The sequence below is a fragment of the Phreatobacter sp. genome, assembly GCF_051860605.1.
GTDB lineage: Bacteria > Pseudomonadota > Alphaproteobacteria > Rhizobiales > Phreatobacteraceae > Phreatobacter.
In genome coordinates this window covers 60,930-78,937 of record NZ_JBHYDR010000006.1, presented here as the reverse complement: position 1 = coordinate 78,937, position 18,008 = coordinate 60,930, and the positions used below count along the sequence as shown (strand labels likewise).

Genomic DNA, 18,008 nt, shown 5'->3' with positions numbered 1-18,008 from the left:
AGCGGCACCGTTCGCGGATCGGGGCGCCGAGGTCAAGCGGGGGCGTGCTTGTCCACAGGCCCGCGCGCGGTTATGCCGTCCGTCCCCACCGAGTCCGTCATGTCATCTCCGGTTTCCTCAGGGCCTGCCGCAGCCAAGGCCCCGCCGTCCGCCTCACCGCTCGCCGCCATGCTGGCGCTGTGCGGCGGCGCGCTGGCGCTCGGCATCTCGCCGGTTCTGGTCCGGCTGGCCGATGTCGGGCCTTTCGCCTCGGCCTTCTGGCGCTGCTTCCTCGCCCTGCCGGTGCTGTTCATATGGATGCGGCTTGAGGACAGGTCCGGGGCGCCACGGGCCCGCATCGGCCTGCCGGTGGTCCTCGCCGGGCTGTTCTTCGCCGGAGACCTGTTCTTCTGGCACCTGTCGATCCTCAACACGACCATCGCGAACTCGACCTTTCTCGCCACCACCGCGCCGATCTGGGTGATCCTGGTGGCCTGGGCCTGGTTCGGCGAGCGCATCTCGCCGGCAACGCTGGCCGGCCTTGGTCTCTGCCTCGCCGGCGGGGCCGCCCTTGTCGGCAACAGCATCGAGATCGACCGCTCCCGGCTCGTCGGCGATCTCTACGGCGCCGCCACCGGCGTGTTCTTCGGGCTCTATTTCCATGCGGTGCGGATCGGCCGCCGGACCCACGCCGCGGGCCGGCTGACCTTCCTGTCGACCGCCATCACGGCCCTGTGCCTGTTCGTGATCGCCGTGGCGCTGGAGCCTCGGCTCCTGCCGCAGAGCCTCAACGGCTGGCTGGCCCTCCTCGCACTCGGCATGGTCACCCATGCGGCCGGCCAGGGACTGGTGTCGGTGGCGCTCGGCACGCTCCCCGCCGTGTTTTCCTCGCTGGTGATCTTCATGGAGGCGGTCGTCGCCGCCCTGTTCGCCTGGGCCGTGCTCGGCGAGGCCCTGACCCTCACGCAGGTTGCCGGCGGGCTGTCGATCATGGCCGGTATCGCGGTTGCACGTCCGCGATGATCGGCTGCAGGCGCCATCGTTGACACCACACCCTGCATCATCGAAAAGCCGGTTTGTCCCGTGATGCAGGTTCCATGGCTCGATTCCTTGCCAGTCGTACTGCGTTGATCGCCGGCCTCGTGGCGGGCGGCGCATGGCTTGCCGGCACGGCGCCGGCCGCGGCAGACCTGCGCCTGTGCAATTCCACCGCCAGCCGGGTCGGCGTCGCGATCGGCTACAAGGAGGGGGAGGGCTGGACCACCGAGGGCTGGTGGAACATCGCGCCGAAGAGCTGCGAGACCATCCTTCGGGGCACCCTGGTGGCCCGCTACTACTACCTCTATGCCGTCGACTACGATCAGGGCGGTGAATGGTCGGGCCGCGCCTTCATGTGCGCGCGCGACCGCGAGTTCACCATTCGCGGCATCGAGCACTGCCTGACCCGCGGCTATGACCGCATCGGCTTCTTCGAGGTCGACACCCAGGACCAGCGTCAGTGGACGGTGCAACTGACCGACGAGACGCAGCGGCCCCAGCAGTCGCCGCCCATGGCGGCACCCGTCCCGCCCACGGCGCCGGTCCGTCCGGCATCCGGCAGCCCCGACGCGCGGCCGGAGATTCGCCAGGCGGCACCCGGTCGGCCGGCGGGTTCGCAGACGACGCCGCTGCCGACCGGCCCGGCGGGAACAGGGGGCGGTGCGGGCGGTGTTCCCGCAGGCGTTCCCGCCTTTGTCGCCCCACGCTAAAAGACCGCATGCACAGCGGCATCGGGTGCGTTGCAAGATGCCGTGCCATGCGCTACCCCTCGCTTGACATTCCATGAAGCAGGAGACGCGCCATGGCCTCCGAACCTCGGGTCGACGGCACCGCGCCAATGGACTACGCCGAGCACGACAAGAGCTACGCCCTGTTCATCGCCATGACGAAATGGGGCTCGGTCTTCGTCGTCGTGCTGCTGATCCTGATGGCGATCTTTCTTCTCTGATCCGAGGGGCGCCCGGTTTCCGGGGGACTAGAGGGCGCATTCCCATCCCAGACAACAGGCCCCCGGGCGCGCCCGTCACGCGGGCGGAGCGGAGGACCTGTCGATGCGCATCGCCATCCCGAAAGAGACGGTTTCCAGCGAGCCGCGCGTCGCGGGAACGCCTGACACGGTCAAGCGGCTGAAGGCGCTCGGCGCGGATGTCGTCGTCGAGCCGGGTGCCGGGCTCGCGTCCGGCATGCTCGATGCGGATTTCGTCGCGGCCGGTGCGACCATCTCGGCCGATGCGGTTCGCGACGCCGACGTCGTGCTCAAGGTGCGCCGGCCGACCGCCGCCGAGGCTGCCGGCTACCGGCGGGGCGCCCTCGTGCTGGCCACCATGGACCCCTATGGCAACGAGGCGGCGCTCGGCGAACTTGCGCGCACCGGCATCGCGACCTTCGCGATGGAGCTGATGCCGCGCATCACGCGCGCCCAGGTCATGGACATCCTGTCCAGCCAGGCCAACCTTGCCGGCTATCGCGCGGTGATCGACGCATCCTCCGAGTTCGGCAGGGCGATGCCGATGATGATGACCGCGGCCGGCACGGTTCCCGCCGCCAGGGTCTTCGTGATGGGCGCCGGCGTCGCGGGGCTTCAGGCGATTGCCACCGCCCGCCGGCTCGGTGCGGTCGTCACCGCCACGGATGTGCGCCCGGCCGCCAAGGAGCAGGTGGAAAGCCTCGGCGCCAAGTTCGTGGCCGTGATGGACGACGAGTTCAGGCAGGCCGAGACGGCCGCCGGCTATGCCAAGCCGATGTCGGCCGAATACCAGGCCAAGCAGGCGGCGCTGGTTGCCGAGCATATCGCCAAGCAGGACATCGTCATCACGACCGCGCTCATCCCCGGCCGGCCAGCCCCGCGGCTGGTGACGGCCGCCATGGTCGCCAGCATGAAGGCCGGCTCGGTCATCATGGACCTTGCGGTGGAACGTGGCGGCAATGTCGAGGGCGCGAGCGCCGGCGAGGTGGTCACCACCGCCAACGGAGTGACCATCATCGGCCATCTCAATGTGCCGGGACGGCTGGCTGCGACCTCTTCCTCGCTCTACGCGAAGAACCTCTATGCCTTCCTCGAGATCATGATCGACAAGGCCTCCAAGGCGCTCAGCGTTCCATGGGACGACGAACTGGTGAAGGCGACGCTCCTGACGCGCGATGGCGCGGTGGTGCATCCCTCGTTCAAGGATGCCGTGCCGCCGCCCGCGCCGGCCCCCGCCGCGCCCGTGGTCGAGACGCCGGCCGAGGTCGAAGCGGCACCGGCCGAGCCAGCGGGTGCCAAACGCAAGGCCGCTCCTAAGAAGACGACGACGAGCTGATCCAGAGGCTTGACCAGGGGGTCCCCATGACGACGCTGACGCCGGACCAGGCCCTCGAACGGGCGCGTGCCGCAGCCGATACGGCCAGGGTCGCTGCCGAACAGGCGCGGCTGGCGGCCGAGCAGGCCACCATCATGGCCGACCAGATCGCGACGGCGGCCGGTGTGGCCGCCTCGACGGCGACCGGCGGCGCGATCGACCCGACCGTGTTCCGGATCACCATCTTCGCGCTGGCGGTTTTCGTCGGCTATTACGTGGTCTGGTCGGTGACGCCCGCGCTGCACACGCCGCTGATGTCGGTCACCAACGCCATTTCCTCGGTCATCGTGGTCGGCGCCCTGCTCGCCGTCGGCGTGCAGGTGATGGACAGGGGATCGGGCCTTGCCCGCGCCTTCGGCTTCATCGCGCTGGTTCTCGCGGCGATCAACATCTTCGGCGGCTTCCTCGTCACACAGCGCATGCTTGCGATGTACAAGGCGAAGGACAAGCCAGCAGGACAGAAGGGCTGAACCGATGTCGGCGAACCTTGCAGCCCTGCTCTATCTCGTCTCCGGTATCCTGTTCATCCTGAGCCTTCGCGGGCTCTCGAACCCGGAGAGCTCGCGCCGCGGCAACCTGTTCGGCATGGTCGGCATGACCATCGCCGTGCTCACCACGCTGGCCTATTCCCGGCCGACTGGCATCGGCGCCTGGATCCTGATCCTGCTCGGCCTCGGCGTCGGCGGCGGCATCGGCGCGGTGATCGCCCGCCGGGTGCCGATGACGTCGATGCCGCAGCTGGTCGCGGCCTTCCATTCGGGCGTGGGGCTTGCGGCGGTCTTCGTCGCCGCCGCCGCCCTCTACGCTCCGACAGCCTTCGACATCGGCACGCGCGGGACGATCAAGGGCCTGTCGCTGTTCGAAATGGGGCTCGGTGCCGCCATCGGCGCGGTCACTTTCACTGGCTCGGTCATCGCGTTCCTGAAGCTCGACGGGCGGATGAGCGGCAAGCCGATCCTCCTGCCCCAGCGCCATCTTCTGAACCTCGCCATCGCCGGTGCCATCTTGGTGCTGATGATCGTGTTCATGCGCACCGAGAGCACGCTCGCCTTCTGGCTGATCGTGATCCTGTCGTTCATCGTCGGCGTGACCCTGATCATCCCGATCGGCGGCGCCGACATGCCGGTGGTCGTCTCGATGCTCAACTCCTATTCGGGCTGGGCGGCGGCGGGCATCGGCTTCACGCTGGGCAATACGGCGCTGATCATCACCGGCGCTCTTGTCGGTTCGTCCGGTGCCATCCTCAGCTACATCATGTGCAAGGCGATGAACCGCTCGTTCATCTCGGTCATCCTCGGCGGCTTCGGCGGCGACGACGCGGCGGCTGGCGGCTCGGCCGAGGCGCGGCCCTACAAGGCCGGCTCGGCGGAGGATGCCGCCTACATCATGAAGAACGCCTCCAAGGTCATCATCGTGCCGGGCTACGGCATGGCGGTGGCCCAGGCCCAGCACGGCCTGCGCGAGATGGGCGACCTGCTGAAGAAGGCGGGCGTCGAGGTGAAATATGCCATCCACCCGGTGGCGGGCCGCATGCCCGGCCACATGAACGTGCTGCTGGCGGAAGCCAACGTTCCCTATGACGAGGTGTTCGAGCTGGAGGACATCAATTCCGAGTTCGCCCAGGCGGACGTGGCCTTCGTTATCGGCGCCAATGACGTGACCAATCCGGCGGCCAAGACCGACAAGACCTCGCCGATCTACGGCATGCCGGTGCTGGACGTGGAGAAGGCCGGCACGGTTCTGTTCATCAAGCGCGGCATGGGCGGCGTCGGCTATGCCGGCATCGACAACGACCTGTTCTATCGCGACAACACCATGATGCTGCTCGCCGACGCCAAGAAGATGGTGGAGAGCATCGTCAAGTCGCTGGGGCATTGACGGGGTCGGGCTGGCGGCCGTGAGCCATGCGACACGATTCAGGGCGGACGAGGTTGCCACCGCGAGGGCAGCCTTCGATGCGGATGGCGCAGCCGTGGTCGCAAGCGGATTGGCTGCGAGCCTGCTCGAACTGATCCGTGGAGAGTTCGTGAACGGAACTCGCCCCGGGCAACGGAGCTTCGCGCTACCTGTTGCAATCAGCGACCTGCTCACGCCGGATGGCCCGGTCGGAAAGATCGCTTCGGCGCTGATGGGGCAGCCTTCCGTGCCGGTCAGGGTTCTGAAGTTCGACAAGAACGCCAGTTCGAACTGGGCCGTGCCTTGGCACCAGGACAGGACCATTGCGGTAGCGGAGCGGGTGGAACTGCCCGGCTTCGAGATCTGGAGCCGAAAGGGCGGCATCGACCATGTGGAGCCTCCCGAGGACTTCCTGCGGGACATGGTTGCGCTGAGGCTCCATCTGGATGATTGCGGGATCGACAATGGTCCGCTGGAGATCGCAGCGGGCTCGTGGAGCTTGGGGCGTATTCCGTCCGGCGCCGTGTCGGATGCCGTCCAACGACATGAGATCATCACTTGCACTGCCGGTGTGGGGGAGATCGTTGCAATGCGCGGGCTGACCCTCCACGCCAGCCAGCCCGCGCGGAAGGTCGGGCATCGACGGGTCCTACATGTGGATTACGCGACGCGTCCGCTTCCTGCCCCCTTGCGTTTTGCCATGGTGTGACTCAACGGAGACTGGTTGAGTGCTTGCCTAATCGTCCTCTAGGATGAAAAGGGGCCTCTGGGCCCCGTTTCTGTATTCCGGGACGCGTTCATGACCGTGACTATTCGCGCCTACTTGCCAGCCGACCGGATGGCGGTCGTCGGGCTCGTCCATCAGCTCAACCTGTTCGAGGACGAAATTTCGGGCGACCGGGCCCAGGACATCAAGGCGGCCGAGGCCTGTCTCGACAGCGACCTCGCCCGTGTCGAGCGCGATGGCGGCGGCGTGCTGGTTGCGGTGGACGGGGCGGAGGTCGTGGGAATGCTGTGCTTCGCGCTCGACCAGCCGCAACCCTATCTGCGGGCGGAGATCGCCAGGGTCGGCTGGGTGACGGAACTCGTCATCGACGAGCGCCGGCGCGGGCAGGGCATCGGCACGCAGCTGCTGGAGGCGTCGGAGACGCTGGCGCGCGGGCTGAACGTCAACCGCATGATGATCGGCGCGATCGTCGGCAATCACATCGCCCGCAAGGCCTATGAGCGGTTCGGCTTCCGTCCGGCGGTGCTGGAACTGTCCAAGGACCTTTCCGGATGAGCGGGGCGGCCGCCTGGCTCAAGGCGGTGCCGGACTGGCTGCGGTCGCTCCTGCTTTTCGTGGTGGTCTTCTACGCCCTGCTCTGCCTGGTAGCCTGGGCGGCCCAGCGCCGGCTGCTCTACTTTCCCGATCCTCAGGTCGTCGCCCCGGCGGCTGTCGGCCTTGAGGCCGAGGTCCTGTCGCGCCAGGCGGCCGACGGCGTCACGCTGACGATGTGGTGGGTGCCGCCGCAGGGCGATCGGCCGGTGGTGGTTTATTTCCACGGCAACGGCGGGAACCTGGCCTATCGGGCCGCGGTGTTCCGGGACCTGACCGCCGCGGGCCATGGCCTGCTGGCGCTGTCCTATCGCGGCTATGGCGGTTCCGGGGGATCGCCGAGCGAGGCGGGGCTGATTCTCGATGCCCGCGCAGCCTACGAGGCAGCCCGCGAGCGCGCGCCCGCTGCCGGCATCGTGGCCTATGGGGAATCGCTCGGCACGGGCGTCGCAGTTCGGCTGGCCGCCGAACGCAGCGTCAGCGGGCTGATCCTCGAGGCGCCTTTCACGGCGGTGGAGGATCGCGCGAGCGAGTTGTTCTGGTATCTGCCGGTGCGGATGCTGCTGGCGGACCGCTGTCGGTCCCGCGACCACATCGCCGCCGTTCGTGCGCCGCTGCTGGTGCTCCACGGCGACGCCGACACCGTGATCCCGGTCGGGCATGGCCGCGCGCTGTTCCAGCTGGCAAACGAGCCCAAGACCTTCGCCCATTTTCCGGGAGCCGGCCACAACGACCTCTGGTCGCGGGGCGGGCGCGAGGAGGTGCTGCGCTTTCTCGGCGGCCTTCGGCCGGGCGCAGCGGATGCCGGCGGGGCGGCCCCGCCGCCGGCGGTCGCTCAGTTGAACAGGCGGTAGGTCTGACCGGCCCGGCCGCCGAGGCGGTTGAAGGCCTCGCGGGCACCGGGGTGGTTCTCCTCGACGCTCAGTGCCTTGGTGTAGGAGCCGAGCGCCCGCTCGTTGTCGCCGGTCTGCTCCAGCGCCTGGCCGCGGGCGACCCACAGATCGGCATTGCGCTGGTCGAACTGCACCGCCTCGTTGAAGTCGTCGAGCGCGGCCTTGGCATCGCCGATCGCCAGATAGCTCAGGCCGCGGCCGTAATAGGGCTCGGCATTGTTGGGGGCGAGGCCGAGGGCGGTGGTGAAGTCCTCGATCGCCTGGCGGTGGTTGTTCTGGGCGGACGCGACGAGGGCGCGGTTGTGATAGGCCTGCGCGTTCGAGCCGTTGATCTGGAGAGCGCGGTTGTAGTCGTTGAGCGCCTCTCCCAGCCGGTTCTGCGAACGATAGACGTTGCCGCGGCCGACATAGGCTGCGCCATAGTTCGGGTCGGCGGTGATCGCGCGATTGTAGTCGGCGATGGCGAGGTCTTTGCGACCGGCCTGGCGGTGGGCCAGGGCACGGTTGGACAGCGCCTGCACATAGGAGGGGTCAAGCTGGATGGCGCGGCTGAAGTCGGCAATCGCCTCGTCGCGCCGGCCGGTGCGGGCCAGCACCGTGCCCCGCATGTTGTAGGCTTGCGGGTCGGACGGATTGCGCTGGACCACCTCGGAGAGCGAAGCGAGGTTGGCTGTCGAGCCGAGATAGTGGGAATCGACATCGTCGCCGCCGGTCTGCGAGGCAACGCCCATGCTGCCGGTGGTGTTGCAGCCGGCCAGCGCCAGCGCCGCCACCACCGCCAGAAGGCGGAGTGGGCCGATCGCACAGGGCGCCCTGAGGCTGGTCATCCGCTCGTCCTCTCCAGACCGATGGTCTGTCATCCGGAATCAGGGCCCTGAACGCAAGAGGGCCCGCGAGGATGGTTCGTCGCGGGCCTGTCAAAAATACGGCAGAGCCGGAAACCGGCGAAGATCAACGCGCCGCGACGCGGGGCTTGACCGGCTTTGCAGGGATCAGGCCTTCCCGCTGAGCGCGCTTGCGGGCGAGCTTGCGGGCGCGGCGCACGGCCTCGGCCTTCTCGCGCGCCTTCTTCTCCGAGGGCTTCTCGTAGTGGCCGCGCAGCTTCATTTCGCGGAAGATGCCCTCACGCTGCATCTTCTTCTTGAGGGCCTTCAGGGCCTGGTCGACATTATTGTCGCGGACGAGAACCTGCACGCGTCTATCCTTCAGCCTTGATAACACGGGCCGAAACAGGCCTCGCGGGTTGGCGCCGCGCGAAAGCTGCCGTTCGGAGAAGCCGGCCGATAACAGAATCAGAAACGCTTGTCCACGCGCTCCGTGAGGATTCGCGCAAGATTTCGCCGGATCGTTTGCTTCCCCGACTCCGACCATATATACCGGCAGCGAATTCCCGATCCTGTGATCGATGCGAGGCTGACGCCTCGGCCCGGGCCCCGAGCCAGGGCACGGGAGAGGTCACCCTCCGTCCGGCAGATCGCGGGCCCGGCAACGAAAGAGGTTTCGCCATGATCCAGTTGCTCATGCCCAAGGCCACCGCCGTCTGGCTGGTCGACAACACCGCGCTGTCCTTCGACCAGATCGCTGCCTTCTGCACGCTGCATCCGCTCGAGGTGAAGGCCATTGCCGATGGCGAGGCCGCGCAGGGCATCAAGGGTGCCGACCCGATCATCACCGGCCAGCTCACCCGCGAGGAGATCGCGAAGGCGGAGAAGGATCCGGCCTATCGGCTGAAGCTCGCGCCCCCGAAGGTCAAGCTGCCCGAGGTGAAGAACCGCAAGGGCCCTCGCTACACGCCGGTCTCGCGCCGGCAGGACCGGCCCAACGCCATCCTGTGGCTGGTGCGCAATCATCCCGAGGTGAAGGATGCCGGGATCATGCGTCTCGTCGGCACCACCAAGCCGACGATCGCCGCCATTCGCGAGCGCACGCACTGGAACTCGCAGCAGCTGAGCCCGATGGACCCGGTCACGCTCGGGCTTTGCTCGCAGATCGATCTCGATCTGGAGGTCAGCCGTGCGGCCAAGGACAAGGGGCCGGTCGACACAACGCCGGAACAGACCCTGCTGCCGGCCGACCAGACCACCAGTGCTCCGGCAAGGTTCGACCCGTTCGAGCGGCCCGACGCGCCGCGTCGCGAGGAGCGCTACGATGCCGACAAGGTGTTCGCGAACCTGAAGTCGCTGAAGGGCGCCGACGAGGACTGACTCACGGACCGGCCTTTTCGTGCCGGCCCGGGCATTGTAACCGGGTGGCGCCTCCGGTTGCGGAAGCGCTTGCGATTCGATCCAGCAGGGGATGAACCATGGCCGATGCCGAACGCCAGCCGATCACGCTTGAGGGACTGGATCTTGCCGCGCTGGTCGCAAGCCGCGTCTGCCATGACGTGATCTCGCCGGTGGGCGCCATCGTCAACGGGCTGGAACTGATGGAGGACGGCGCCGACGAGGCGACGACCGAACTCGCCCTCGACCTCATCCGCAAGAGTGCCAGGACCGCCTCGGCAAGGCTCCAGTTCTGCCGCATCGCCTTCGGCGCGGCGGGCTCTGCCGGTTCGGCCATCGATACGCGCGATGCCCATCAGGTGGCGGCCAATTTCATCAATGACGAACGCACCACGGTGGACTGGCACGTTCCGGCCGCCTTCCTGCCGAAGAACCGGGTGAAACTGCTGCTCAACCTCGTGGTTCTCGGCCAGGCCTGCATTCCGCGCGGCGGCACGATCAAGGTGGAGATGACCGGGGAGGGCGATGCGGCCGGGTTCCAGCTGACTGTGGTCGGCCTCAACGTGCGGACGCCCCCGCATGCGATGGAGCTGATTTCCGGCATTCCGGCCAACGAGCAGGGAACGATCGACGCCCACGCGATCCAGCCGTACTATACTGGTCAGCTTGCACGCGCGGCAGGAATGACAGTGTCCATCGTCAAGGATGGCGATCAGGTACTGCTCGCGGCACAGTAGAGCGGACGCCTGCCGCTCGGTAAGGCTAAGTCCTCGAATTGCAACGAATTTGCCGGCTGCTGCGATGCAGGCGGCTGCCTCCACTTCAACAAGATTTAACCCTTTTCCGTGACACTTCCCGGCAAGAGGCGCTCTGCAGGTGCGGCGTGCCGTTGTTTCGAAATGTCCGGAATCGGCTGCTATGGATGATCTGCTGAGGGAATTCCTGACCGAGACCAGCGAAAGCCTGGACGTGGTCGATGTCGAACTGGTCCGGTTCGAGCAGGACCCGAACAATGCCAGCATCCTCGGCAACATCTTCCGCCTCGTTCATACCATCAAGGGGACATGCGGCTTCCTGGGACTGCCCCGCCTCGAAGCGCTGGCCCACGCGGCCGAGACGCTCATGGGCAAGTATCGCGACGGCGCGCCGGTCACCGGCGAAGGCGTCACGCTGATCCTGTTCACGATCGACAGGCTGAAGGAAATTCTGGGCGATCTGGAAAGCGCCGGCGCCGAGCCCGACGGCGATGATGGCGACCTGATCTCGCAGCTGGAGGCCATGTCGACGGCGGCCGAGGTGCCGACGGCCGCCTCCAGGGCCGAGGCCGCCAAGGCCTCCGAACCGAAATCCGTCGCAGGAACGCTGGCGCCGCAATCGCTGGAAAGGGCGCTGCGTCCGGGCGAGGTGTCGCTGGACGAACTGGAGCGGGCCTTTCGCGAGACGGCTGTCGAGGCGGCCGCCCCGCCGGCTCCCGCGCCTCCGCCCGCGCCTGTCGCGACCGCAAAGGTCGAGACCAAGGCGGATGCCAAGAAGCCCCAGCGTTCGGCCAAGACCTCCGGCCCTGCCGCCGAGGATGACGGCGAGGGTGGCGTCAAGGGCCAGCAGACCCTGCGCGTCAATGTCGACACGCTCGAACAGCTGATGACCATGGTCTCGGAGCTGGTGCTGACCCGCAACCAGCTCCTCGAGATCGTGCGCCGCCACGAGGATTCCGAATTCAAGGTGCCGCTGCAGCGACTGTCCAACGTGACGGCCGAGTTGCAGGACGGCGTGATGAAGACGCGCATGCAGCCGATCGGCAATGCCTGGCAGAAGCTGCCGCGCATCGTCCGCGATCTCGGCAACGAGCTTGGCAAGCATATCGAGCTTGAGATGCACGGTGCCGAGACCGAGCTCGACCGCCAGGTGCTCGACCTGATCAAGGACCCGCTGACCCATATGGTCCGCAATTCGGCCGACCACGGGCTGGAACTTCCTGAACAGCGCCGGCTTGCCGGCAAGTCCGAGAAGGGCACGATCCGGCTCGCCGCCTATCACGAGGGCGGCCATATCGTGATCGCCATCGCCGATGACGGGCGCGGCCTCAACACCGACCGGATCAAGCGGAAGATCGTCGAGCAGAACCTGGCCTCCGAGATGGAGGTGGAGAAGCTCACCGAGGCGCAGATCCACAAATACATCTTCGCCGCCGGCTTCTCGACTGCGGCCCAGGTCACCTCGGTCTCCGGCCGCGGCGTCGGCATGGACGTGGTGCGCACCAATATCGACCAGATCGGCGGCACCATCGACCTGAAGTCGGTTCAGGGCGAGGGCACGACCTTCACCATCAAGATCCCGCTGACGCTGGCCATCGTCTCCGCCCTGATCGTGGAAAGTGCCGGTGACCGCTTCGCGATCCCGCAGCTGTCGGTGATCGAACTCGTCCGCGCCCAGCAGAACTCCGAACACCGGATCGAGCGGATCAAGGACACGCCGGTCCTGCGCCTGCGCAACAAGCTGCTGCCGCTGGTGCATCTGCGCCAGCTGCTCGGCATCGCCGACGGCCAGGTGATCGACGAAACCAACGGCTTCATCGTGGTCACGCAGGTCGGCAGCCAGACCTTCGGCATCGTCGTGGACCAGGTCTTCCACACCGAGGAAATCGTCGTGAAGCCGATGTCCTCGAAGCTGCGCCACATCACCATGTTCTCCGGGACGACGATCCTCGGCGACGGCTCGGTGATCATGATCATCGATCCGAACGGCATTGCCTCCGCGATCGGAACGGACCTGTCGGCGGAAGCCGGCGAGGCCGAGGCGGACGCCCGTCGCGGCGGCGAGCGCAGCCTCGTGTCCATGCTGGTGTTCCGTGCCGGCTCACGCGAGCCGAAGGCCGTGCCGCTGTCGCTGGTCACGCGCCTCGAGGAGGTCGCGGTCGACAAGATCGAGCAGGCCCACGGCCGCCATCTGGTCCAGTATCGCGGCGCCCTGATGCCGCTGGTGCCGGTCAGCGGTCATGTGAGCCTGAAGAGCGATGGTGCCCAGCCGCTGCTGGTCTTCTCCGACGCCGGCCGCTCGATGGGCCTGGTCGTCGACGAGATCGTCGATATCGTCGAGGACGCCCTGAACATCGAAGTGGCCTCCGACACGCCCGGCGTGCTCGGCTCGGCGGTCATCAAGGGCCAGGCGACCGAGATCCTCGACATCGGCTACTACCTGCCGCTCGCCTTCGAGGACTGGTTCAAGCGCAAGGAAATGCGGATCGACGCGCTGACGCGCCGGCTGCTGTTCGTCGATGACTCGCCGTTCTTCCGCAACATGCTGTCGCCGGTGCTGAAGGCGGCCGGTTACGACGTCATCACCGCGGAATCGGCTGCCGACGCCCTCGACATGCTCAAGAGCGGCGAGCGCTTCGACGTCGTCGTCTCCGACATCGAGATGCCCGAGATGAACGGCTTCGAGTTTGCCGAGGCGATGCGCGCCGACCAGCGCTTCCAGTCGACCCCGGTGATCGCTCTGTCGTCCCTGACCAACCCGGCCGCGATCGAGCGGGCGCGGGTCGCAGGCTTCCACGACTACGTGGCCAAATTCGACCGCCAGGGCCTGATCGCGGCCCTGAAGGAAACCTCCATCGACTACGCGCAGGCTGCGTGAGGACCGACCGATGCAGAAGACCACCTCGGACGACGTCACCGAATATGTGACCGTCTTCATCGGCGGCCAGCTGTTCGGCCTGCCGATCTCGCGGGTTCAGGACGTGTTCATGCCCGACCGGCTGACCCGCGTGCCGCTGGCCCATCCCGACATTGCCGGCGTGCTCAACCTGCGCGGCCGCATCGTGACCGCCATCGACATGCGCGTGCGCCTCGGTCTGGTCCGCGAGAAGGATGCCCGGCCCGCCATGGCGGTCGGCATCGAATCGAAGGGTGAAAGCTACGGCCTGCTGATCGACTCGGTCGGCGAGGTGCTGAAGCTGTCACCCGAGAGCCGCGAGCAGAATCCGATCAACCTCGATCCGCGCTGGTCGCGTGTGTCGGGCGGTGTCCACCGGCTGGACGGCCAGCTGATGGTCATCCTGGATGTCGATTCCGTCCTGTCCATGGGCGGCGAGCAGATGGCGGCCTGAAGAGGCCTCAAGCGTAGGACTGTTGCGTCATGAAAACCTGTCTCGTGGTCGACGATAGCTCGGTCATCCGCAAGGTGGCCCGCCGCATCCTCGAGGGCCTCGGCTTCCAGATCGAGGAGGCGGAGGACGGCAAGAAGGCGCTGGAATATTGCTACGGCACCATGCCCGAGGCGATCCTGCTCGACTGGAACATGCCGGTCATGGACGGCTACGAGTTCCTGCGGGAGCTGCGCAAGCTGCCCGGGGGGCAGGCCCCCAAGGTGGTGTTCTGCACCACCGAGAACGATGTCGCCCACATTGCCCGCGCCATGCATGCGGGCGCCAACGAATACATCATGAAGCCGTTCGACAAGGATATCGTCGAGGCCAAGTTCGCCGAAGTCGGCCTGATCTGATCCGCCTGCCGGCCTTCGGGCCGGCCTGTTTCCGCGTTATCTGTTCGAGTACGGCGTATGAGTTTTGCGTCAACCCTGGGGGCATCGCCACCGGCCGCCCCAGCCACAGCCGAACCGATCAAGGTGATGCTGGTCGACGACGCGGTCGTCGTGCGCGGTCTGGTGGGCCGCTGGGTTTCCGACGAACCGGACATGAAGCTGGTGGCCGCGCATCGCTCGGCCCGCGAGGCGGTTGCCGATATCGTCCGCAAACAGCCCGATGTGGTCATCCTCGACATCGAGATGCCGGACATGGACGGCATGACGGCCCTGCCGCTGATGATCGCGGAGAAGCGCGATCTCATGATCCTGATGGCCTCGACGCTGACGCGCCGCAATGCCGAAATCTCGCTGAAGTGCCTGTCGCTCGGCGCCGCCGACTATGTGCCGAAGCCCGAGACCAATGCCGGCGTCACGACCTCGCAGGACTTCAAGCGCGACCTGATCGAGAAGGTCCGCGCCCTCGGCCGCCGGCGCAAGATCGCCGGCCGCGCCTTCCGCGCCGCGACCGTTGCCGGCCAGGTGCCTCCCCGCCCTGCCGCGGCGGGTCCGAAGCGGGTGGCCGCGCCATCCATCGCGCCCTCGGCAGTCAGCTTCAACGATCCCGGCGTGAAACTTCGGCCGTTCGGGAACAGCCTGCCGAAGGTGCTGCTGATCGGCTCCTCGACCGGCGGGCCGCAGGCGCTGACCGTGGTTCTCAAGGGTCTCGGCTCGTTCATCGACCGGGTGCCGGTGCTGATCACCCAGCACATGCCGCCGACATTCACCACCATTCTGGCTGAACATGCCGCCAAGGCGACCGGCAAGCCGGCCGCAGAGGCGCGGGACGGCGAGCCAGTGGTGGCCGGGCGCATCTACGTCGCCCCCGGCGCAAGGCACATGGTGGTCCAGAAGACCGGCCTGTCGACAGTCATCCGCCTCGAGGACGGGCCAGCCATCAATTTCTGCAAGCCCGCCGTGGACCCGCTGTTCCGTTCCGCCGCCCAGGTCTGGGGCCCCCAGACCTTCGGTTGCGTGCTCACGGGCATGGGTCACGACGGGGCAGAAGGCGCCGGCGAGATTGCCGCCGCCGGCGGCAGCGTCATTGTCCAGGACGAGGCGACCAGCGTCGTCTGGGGCATGCCGGGCGCGGTCGCGCTGGCCGGACATGCCTCCGCGGTGCTGCCGCTCGACCAGATCGCCTCCAAGATTGTTCGCGTGTTCTCCGGAGACCGGTCGTGACCCCTCTCGACTATGACTATCTGCGCGGTTTCCTGAAGGCGCGCTCAGGCCTGGTTCTGTCCAATGACAAGCAGTACCTGATCGAGAGCCGGCTGATGCCGATCGTGCGCAAACAGGGCATGTCCGGCATCGGCGACCTGGTGGCTAAGCTCAAGGTTCCGGGCTCGGAGGCCCTCGCCACGCGCGTCACCGAGGCAATGACCACCAACGAGAGCTTCTTCTTCCGCGACAAGACGCCCTTCGACCACTTCCGCGAACTGATGATGCCGGCGCTCCTGAAGGCCCGGGCCTCAAGGCGGCAGATCCGCATCTGGTGCGCGGCGGCCTCGACCGGCCAGGAGCCCTATTCGCTGGCCATGATCCTGAAGGACATGGCCGCGCAGCTGGCAGGCTGGCGCGTCGAGATCATCGGCACCGATCTGTCGGGCGAGGTGCTGGATCGCGCCAAGGCCGGTATCTACACCCAGTTCGAGGTGCAGCGCGGCCTGCCGATCCAGATGCTGCTCAAGCACTTCACGCAGAATGGCGACCAGTGGGTAATCTCTCCCGAGATCCGCTCCATGGTTCACTACCGCACGCTCAACCTGCTCAACGACTTCTCGGCGCTTGGCCAGTTCGACATCATCTATTGCCGGAACGTGCTGATCTATTTCGACCAGCCGACCAAGATCGACGTGCTCAACCGCGCCGCCCGACTGCTGGCGCCGGACGGCTATCTGCTGCTGGGCGCTGCCGAGACCGTCGTCGGCCTGACCGATGCCTTCAAGCCGATTGCGGAGCGCCGCGGCCTCTACACGCCGTCCGAAAAGACGACGGCGACCGCCCCCCGGCTGACGGCATTGGCCGGAGGCCGGGTCGCCTGATCCCATCCGGTCCGGCCGGCATGGCGCGCGCCGGTTCGCCTCGCGCCAGCGTGTGAAGCCCCGATGATCACGGACCCGGTCTTCTATCTGGCTGCCGTGCCGGCGGTCATCCTCTACGGCCTCTCCAAGGGCGGCTTTTCAGGCGTTGCCATCCTCTCGACGCCCTTGCTCGCGCTGGTGGTCTCTCCACTCCAGGCGGCGGCCATCATGCTCCCGGTCCTCATGGTCCAGGACGTGGTCACGGTCTGGAGCTATCGCCGGACCTGGGACCGGCGGACGCTCCTCCATCTGGCGCCGGGCGCGCTGGCCGGCATCCTGGCGGGCTATCTGTTCGCGAGCGTGGTGTCGGATGCCGCGGTGCGCATCCTTGTCGGGGTCATCGCCATCGCCTTCTGCCTCGACCGCTGGCTGCGGTCGCCGGCCCGGCGGGCCGTGCTGCGGCCGCACAGCTGGGCCTCAGGCACGATCCTTGGTGCGATCTCCGGCTATACGAGCTTCGTCATCCATGTCGGCGGACCGCCCTTCAACATGTATGCGATCCCGCGCGGGCTCTCGCGCGATCATTTCGTCGGCACGGCTGCGCTGTTCTTCGCGGCGCTCAATCTCGTGAAGGTTCCGCCCTTCCTGGCGCTCGGCGTGCTGACACCCGGCGTGCTGGCAACGGCGGCGGCCCTGTTTCCGCTCGCCGTGGTCGCCAATCTCGCCGGCATCTGGCTGGTCCGGCGCGTTCCGCCGGAGCTCTTCTACCGGCTGATCTACGTGCTGACCTTCATGGTCGGCTGCGTGCTGCTTGGAGGCGGGCTGCGGGCGCTGGCCTGACCGGCAGAAGCAAAAAGGGCCGCCCGAAGGCGGCCCACTGGGTAATTTCGGGTTTGGTGCGCCGTAAAATCAATAGCGGGCCACCACAGCGGAGGGGCCGGTCGAGAACAGGTAGTTGATGCCGACCCGGAACTTGTGCGTCTCCATCCGTACGCCAGCCAGCGGGATGGTCGGGAAGTCCCGGCGACCATAATTGGCGTAAAGATACTCGGCCCGCACGGTCCAATTCTGCGTGACCGCATGCTCGATGCCGGCGCCAAGCGTCCAGCCCACGCGGGTCTGGCTCTCCGCAAAGGGGAAGAACGCGATCGGCTGGCCGGCCACGCCGCTGATACGCAGGTCGGCGAAGGCAACGCCGCCCGTCACGTAGAGCAGGGTGCGATCAACCGCGATGCCGAGGCGGGCGCGGATTGAGGCGTCCCACTGGGTGCGCCAGGCGATGAAGTTACCGGCGCCATCGCCCGCGCGGCGGCTGACGCCGAAGTAGCCGAGGTCGCCCTCAAGGCCGACCACCAGGTTGTTGATCTGGTGGTTGTAGCCGATCTGGGCGCCAGCCACGATGCCAGTGCCGCTGCCCGACAGGGGGAAGGGGAGGACAAATCCGCCGAGGTTGGTGTTGACGAAGCCGACACCGATGTTGAGGCCACCGTAGAAGCCGGTCCAGTTGAAGACCGGTACCACCACGGCGGTGGCGATCGGCATGCGCGGAGACGCAAGATCCGCAGCCTGCGCCGAGGCGCCGAACGTGATGGCGGCGGCTGTGGCCAGAAAGATTTTCCTCATGTCACCGTCTCCGCTCCGAACTGTCGCGCCAGCTTGCTGGTGCGATTTCACTTATTCTTGCGTGTGGCGGGTTGGCCGGGCAATGGGTGCGGAGA

20 protein-coding genes are annotated in these 18,008 nt (G+C 67.1%); 17 read left to right on the top strand and 3 right to left on the bottom strand.

What is annotated here, in order from left to right:
• Nucleotides 1-99: 99 nt before the first annotated feature.
• The 9 genes from ACTIFS_RS12045 to ACTIFS_RS12005 all read left to right on the top strand — a co-directional run bounded on the left by ACTIFS_RS12045 (nt 100) and on the right by ACTIFS_RS12005 (nt 7,427).
• Entirely contained in the window at nt 100-1,002 is a 903-nt protein-coding gene (locus tag ACTIFS_RS12045) for a DMT family transporter (RefSeq protein WP_439574349.1), read from the top strand.
• 74 nt (nt 1,003-1,076) lie between these two features.
• The gene (locus ACTIFS_RS12040; protein WP_439574348.1) at nt 1,077-1,727 is read left to right on the top strand and encodes a DUF1036 domain-containing protein; all 651 of its coding nucleotides are present in this window, start codon (nt 1,077-1,079) and stop codon (nt 1,725-1,727) included.
• A gap of 92 nt (nt 1,728-1,819) precedes the next feature.
• A complete protein-coding gene (locus ACTIFS_RS12035; protein ID WP_439574347.1) occupies nt 1,820-1,966 on the top strand; it encodes an aa3-type cytochrome c oxidase subunit IV in 147 nt (48 codons plus the stop codon).
• Nucleotides 1,967-2,069: 103 nt separating this feature from the next.
• Nucleotides 2,070-3,320 (top strand): Re/Si-specific NAD(P)(+) transhydrogenase subunit alpha, encoded by a 1,251-nt coding sequence (locus ACTIFS_RS12030; RefSeq protein WP_439574346.1) that lies wholly within the window; start codon nt 2,070-2,072, stop codon nt 3,318-3,320.
• A gap of 26 nt (nt 3,321-3,346) precedes the next feature.
• Entirely contained in the window at nt 3,347-3,829 is a 483-nt protein-coding gene (locus ACTIFS_RS12025; protein ID WP_439574345.1) for a proton-translocating transhydrogenase family protein, read from the top strand.
• A 4-nt stretch (nt 3,830-3,833) separates the two neighbouring features.
• The gene (locus ACTIFS_RS12020; protein WP_439574344.1) at nt 3,834-5,237 is read left to right on the top strand and encodes an NAD(P)(+) transhydrogenase (Re/Si-specific) subunit beta; all 1,404 of its coding nucleotides are present in this window, start codon (nt 3,834-3,836) and stop codon (nt 5,235-5,237) included.
• A 19-nt stretch (nt 5,238-5,256) separates the two neighbouring features.
• The gene (locus ACTIFS_RS12015; protein WP_439574343.1) at nt 5,257-5,964 is read left to right on the top strand and encodes a phytanoyl-CoA dioxygenase family protein; all 708 of its coding nucleotides are present in this window, start codon (nt 5,257-5,259) and stop codon (nt 5,962-5,964) included.
• Nucleotides 5,965-6,054: 90 nt separating this feature from the next.
• Nucleotides 6,055-6,537 (top strand): GNAT family N-acetyltransferase, encoded by a 483-nt coding sequence (locus tag ACTIFS_RS12010; protein ID WP_439574342.1) that lies wholly within the window; start codon nt 6,055-6,057, stop codon nt 6,535-6,537.
• Nucleotides 6,534-7,427 carry an alpha/beta hydrolase gene (locus ACTIFS_RS12005; protein ID WP_439574341.1) on the top strand — a complete coding sequence of 298 codons (894 nt, stop codon included), beginning with the start codon at nt 6,534-6,536 and terminating at the stop codon, nt 7,425-7,427. The genes ACTIFS_RS12010 and ACTIFS_RS12005 overlap by 4 nt, the downstream gene beginning before the upstream one ends.
• Here the strand turns inward: ACTIFS_RS12005 and ACTIFS_RS12000 are convergent.
• Nucleotides 7,409-8,293, bottom strand: a complete 885-nt coding sequence (locus tag ACTIFS_RS12000) for a tetratricopeptide repeat protein (RefSeq protein ID WP_439574340.1) — start codon at nt 8,291-8,293, stop codon at nt 7,409-7,411. The genes ACTIFS_RS12005 and ACTIFS_RS12000 overlap by 19 nt on opposite strands.
• A 124-nt stretch (nt 8,294-8,417) precedes the next feature.
• Nucleotides 8,418-8,660, bottom strand: a complete 243-nt coding sequence (gene rpsU, locus ACTIFS_RS11995) for a 30S ribosomal protein S21 (protein ID WP_439574339.1) — start codon at nt 8,658-8,660, stop codon at nt 8,418-8,420.
• Between the two features lie 311 nt (nt 8,661-8,971).
• On the opposite strand from rpsU, the gene ACTIFS_RS11990 reads away from it, so the two are divergent.
• The 8 genes from ACTIFS_RS11990 (at nt 8,972) to ACTIFS_RS11955 (ending at nt 17,130) form a co-directional block, all read left to right on the top strand.
• Entirely contained in the window at nt 8,972-9,670 is a 699-nt protein-coding gene (locus tag ACTIFS_RS11990; protein WP_439574338.1) for a DUF1013 domain-containing protein, read from the top strand.
• 98 nt (nt 9,671-9,768) lie between these two features.
• On the top strand, nt 9,769-10,425 hold the full coding sequence (gene chpT, locus ACTIFS_RS11985) for a histidine phosphotransferase ChpT (RefSeq protein WP_439574337.1): 657 nt from the start codon (nt 9,769-9,771) through the stop codon (nt 10,423-10,425).
• Between the two features lie 181 nt (nt 10,426-10,606).
• A complete protein-coding gene (locus tag ACTIFS_RS11980) occupies nt 10,607-13,321 on the top strand; it encodes a chemotaxis protein CheW (RefSeq protein WP_439574336.1) in 2,715 nt (904 codons plus the stop codon).
• Between the two features lie 10 nt (nt 13,322-13,331).
• Nucleotides 13,332-13,793, top strand: coding sequence for a chemotaxis protein CheW (locus tag ACTIFS_RS11975; RefSeq protein WP_439574335.1), 462 nt, complete (start codon nt 13,332-13,334; stop codon nt 13,791-13,793).
• Between the two features lie 29 nt (nt 13,794-13,822).
• On the top strand, nt 13,823-14,188 hold the full coding sequence (locus ACTIFS_RS11970; RefSeq protein ID WP_439574334.1) for a response regulator: 366 nt from the start codon (nt 13,823-13,825) through the stop codon (nt 14,186-14,188).
• A 57-nt stretch (nt 14,189-14,245) separates the two neighbouring features.
• On the top strand, nt 14,246-15,448 hold the full coding sequence (locus ACTIFS_RS11965) for a protein-glutamate methylesterase/protein-glutamine glutaminase (protein ID WP_439574333.1): 1,203 nt from the start codon (nt 14,246-14,248) through the stop codon (nt 15,446-15,448).
• Complete coding sequence (locus tag ACTIFS_RS11960) at nt 15,445-16,311, top strand: CheR family methyltransferase (RefSeq protein WP_439574332.1); 867 nt, start codon at nt 15,445-15,447, stop codon at nt 16,309-16,311. Before ACTIFS_RS11965 ends, ACTIFS_RS11960 begins: the two co-directional genes overlap by 4 nt.
• Nucleotides 16,312-16,374: 63 nt before the next feature.
• The gene (locus tag ACTIFS_RS11955; protein ID WP_439574331.1) at nt 16,375-17,130 is read left to right on the top strand and encodes a sulfite exporter TauE/SafE family protein; all 756 of its coding nucleotides are present in this window, start codon (nt 16,375-16,377) and stop codon (nt 17,128-17,130) included.
• Between the two features lie 69 nt (nt 17,131-17,199).
• Here ACTIFS_RS11955 and ACTIFS_RS11950 read toward each other — a convergent pair whose 3' ends face one another.
• Complete coding sequence (locus ACTIFS_RS11950; protein ID WP_439574330.1) at nt 17,200-17,913, bottom strand: outer membrane protein; 714 nt, start codon at nt 17,911-17,913, stop codon at nt 17,200-17,202.
• Nucleotides 17,914-18,008: the final 95 nt, after the last annotated feature.

What these genes read in the sequence shown, in the direction of transcription:
- ACTIFS_RS12045 (WP_439574349.1), top strand. Translation starts at nt 100, where the DNA reads ATGTCATCTCCGGTTTCCTCAGGGCCTGCCGCAGCCAAGGCCCCGCCG.
- ACTIFS_RS12040 (WP_439574348.1), top strand. Translation starts at nt 1,077, where the DNA reads ATGGCTCGATTCCTTGCCAGTCGTACTGCGTTGATCGCCGGCCTCGTG.
- ACTIFS_RS12035 (WP_439574347.1), top strand. Translation starts at nt 1,820, where the DNA reads ATGGCCTCCGAACCTCGGGTCGACGGCACCGCGCCAATGGACTACGCC.
- ACTIFS_RS12030 (WP_439574346.1), top strand. Translation starts at nt 2,070, where the DNA reads ATGCGCATCGCCATCCCGAAAGAGACGGTTTCCAGCGAGCCGCGCGTC.
- ACTIFS_RS12025 (WP_439574345.1), top strand. Translation starts at nt 3,347, where the DNA reads ATGACGACGCTGACGCCGGACCAGGCCCTCGAACGGGCGCGTGCCGCA.
- ACTIFS_RS12020 (WP_439574344.1), top strand. Translation starts at nt 3,834, where the DNA reads ATGTCGGCGAACCTTGCAGCCCTGCTCTATCTCGTCTCCGGTATCCTG.
- ACTIFS_RS12010 (WP_439574342.1), top strand. Translation starts at nt 6,055, where the DNA reads ATGACCGTGACTATTCGCGCCTACTTGCCAGCCGACCGGATGGCGGTC.
- ACTIFS_RS12005 (WP_439574341.1), top strand. Translation starts at nt 6,534, where the DNA reads ATGAGCGGGGCGGCCGCCTGGCTCAAGGCGGTGCCGGACTGGCTGCGG.
- ACTIFS_RS12000 (WP_439574340.1), bottom strand. Translation starts at nt 8,293, where the DNA reads ATGACCAGCCTCAGGGCGCCCTGTGCGATCGGCCCACTCCGCCTTCTG.
- ACTIFS_RS11990 (WP_439574338.1), top strand. Translation starts at nt 8,972, where the DNA reads ATGATCCAGTTGCTCATGCCCAAGGCCACCGCCGTCTGGCTGGTCGAC.
- chpT (WP_439574337.1), top strand. Translation starts at nt 9,769, where the DNA reads ATGGCCGATGCCGAACGCCAGCCGATCACGCTTGAGGGACTGGATCTT.
- ACTIFS_RS11980 (WP_439574336.1), top strand. Translation starts at nt 10,607, where the DNA reads ATGGATGATCTGCTGAGGGAATTCCTGACCGAGACCAGCGAAAGCCTG.
- ACTIFS_RS11975 (WP_439574335.1), top strand. Translation starts at nt 13,332, where the DNA reads ATGCAGAAGACCACCTCGGACGACGTCACCGAATATGTGACCGTCTTC.
- ACTIFS_RS11970 (WP_439574334.1), top strand. Translation starts at nt 13,823, where the DNA reads ATGAAAACCTGTCTCGTGGTCGACGATAGCTCGGTCATCCGCAAGGTG.
- ACTIFS_RS11965 (WP_439574333.1), top strand. Translation starts at nt 14,246, where the DNA reads ATGAGTTTTGCGTCAACCCTGGGGGCATCGCCACCGGCCGCCCCAGCC.
- ACTIFS_RS11955 (WP_439574331.1), top strand. Translation starts at nt 16,375, where the DNA reads ATGATCACGGACCCGGTCTTCTATCTGGCTGCCGTGCCGGCGGTCATC.
- ACTIFS_RS11950 (WP_439574330.1), bottom strand. Translation starts at nt 17,913, where the DNA reads ATGAGGAAAATCTTTCTGGCCACAGCCGCCGCCATCACGTTCGGCGCC.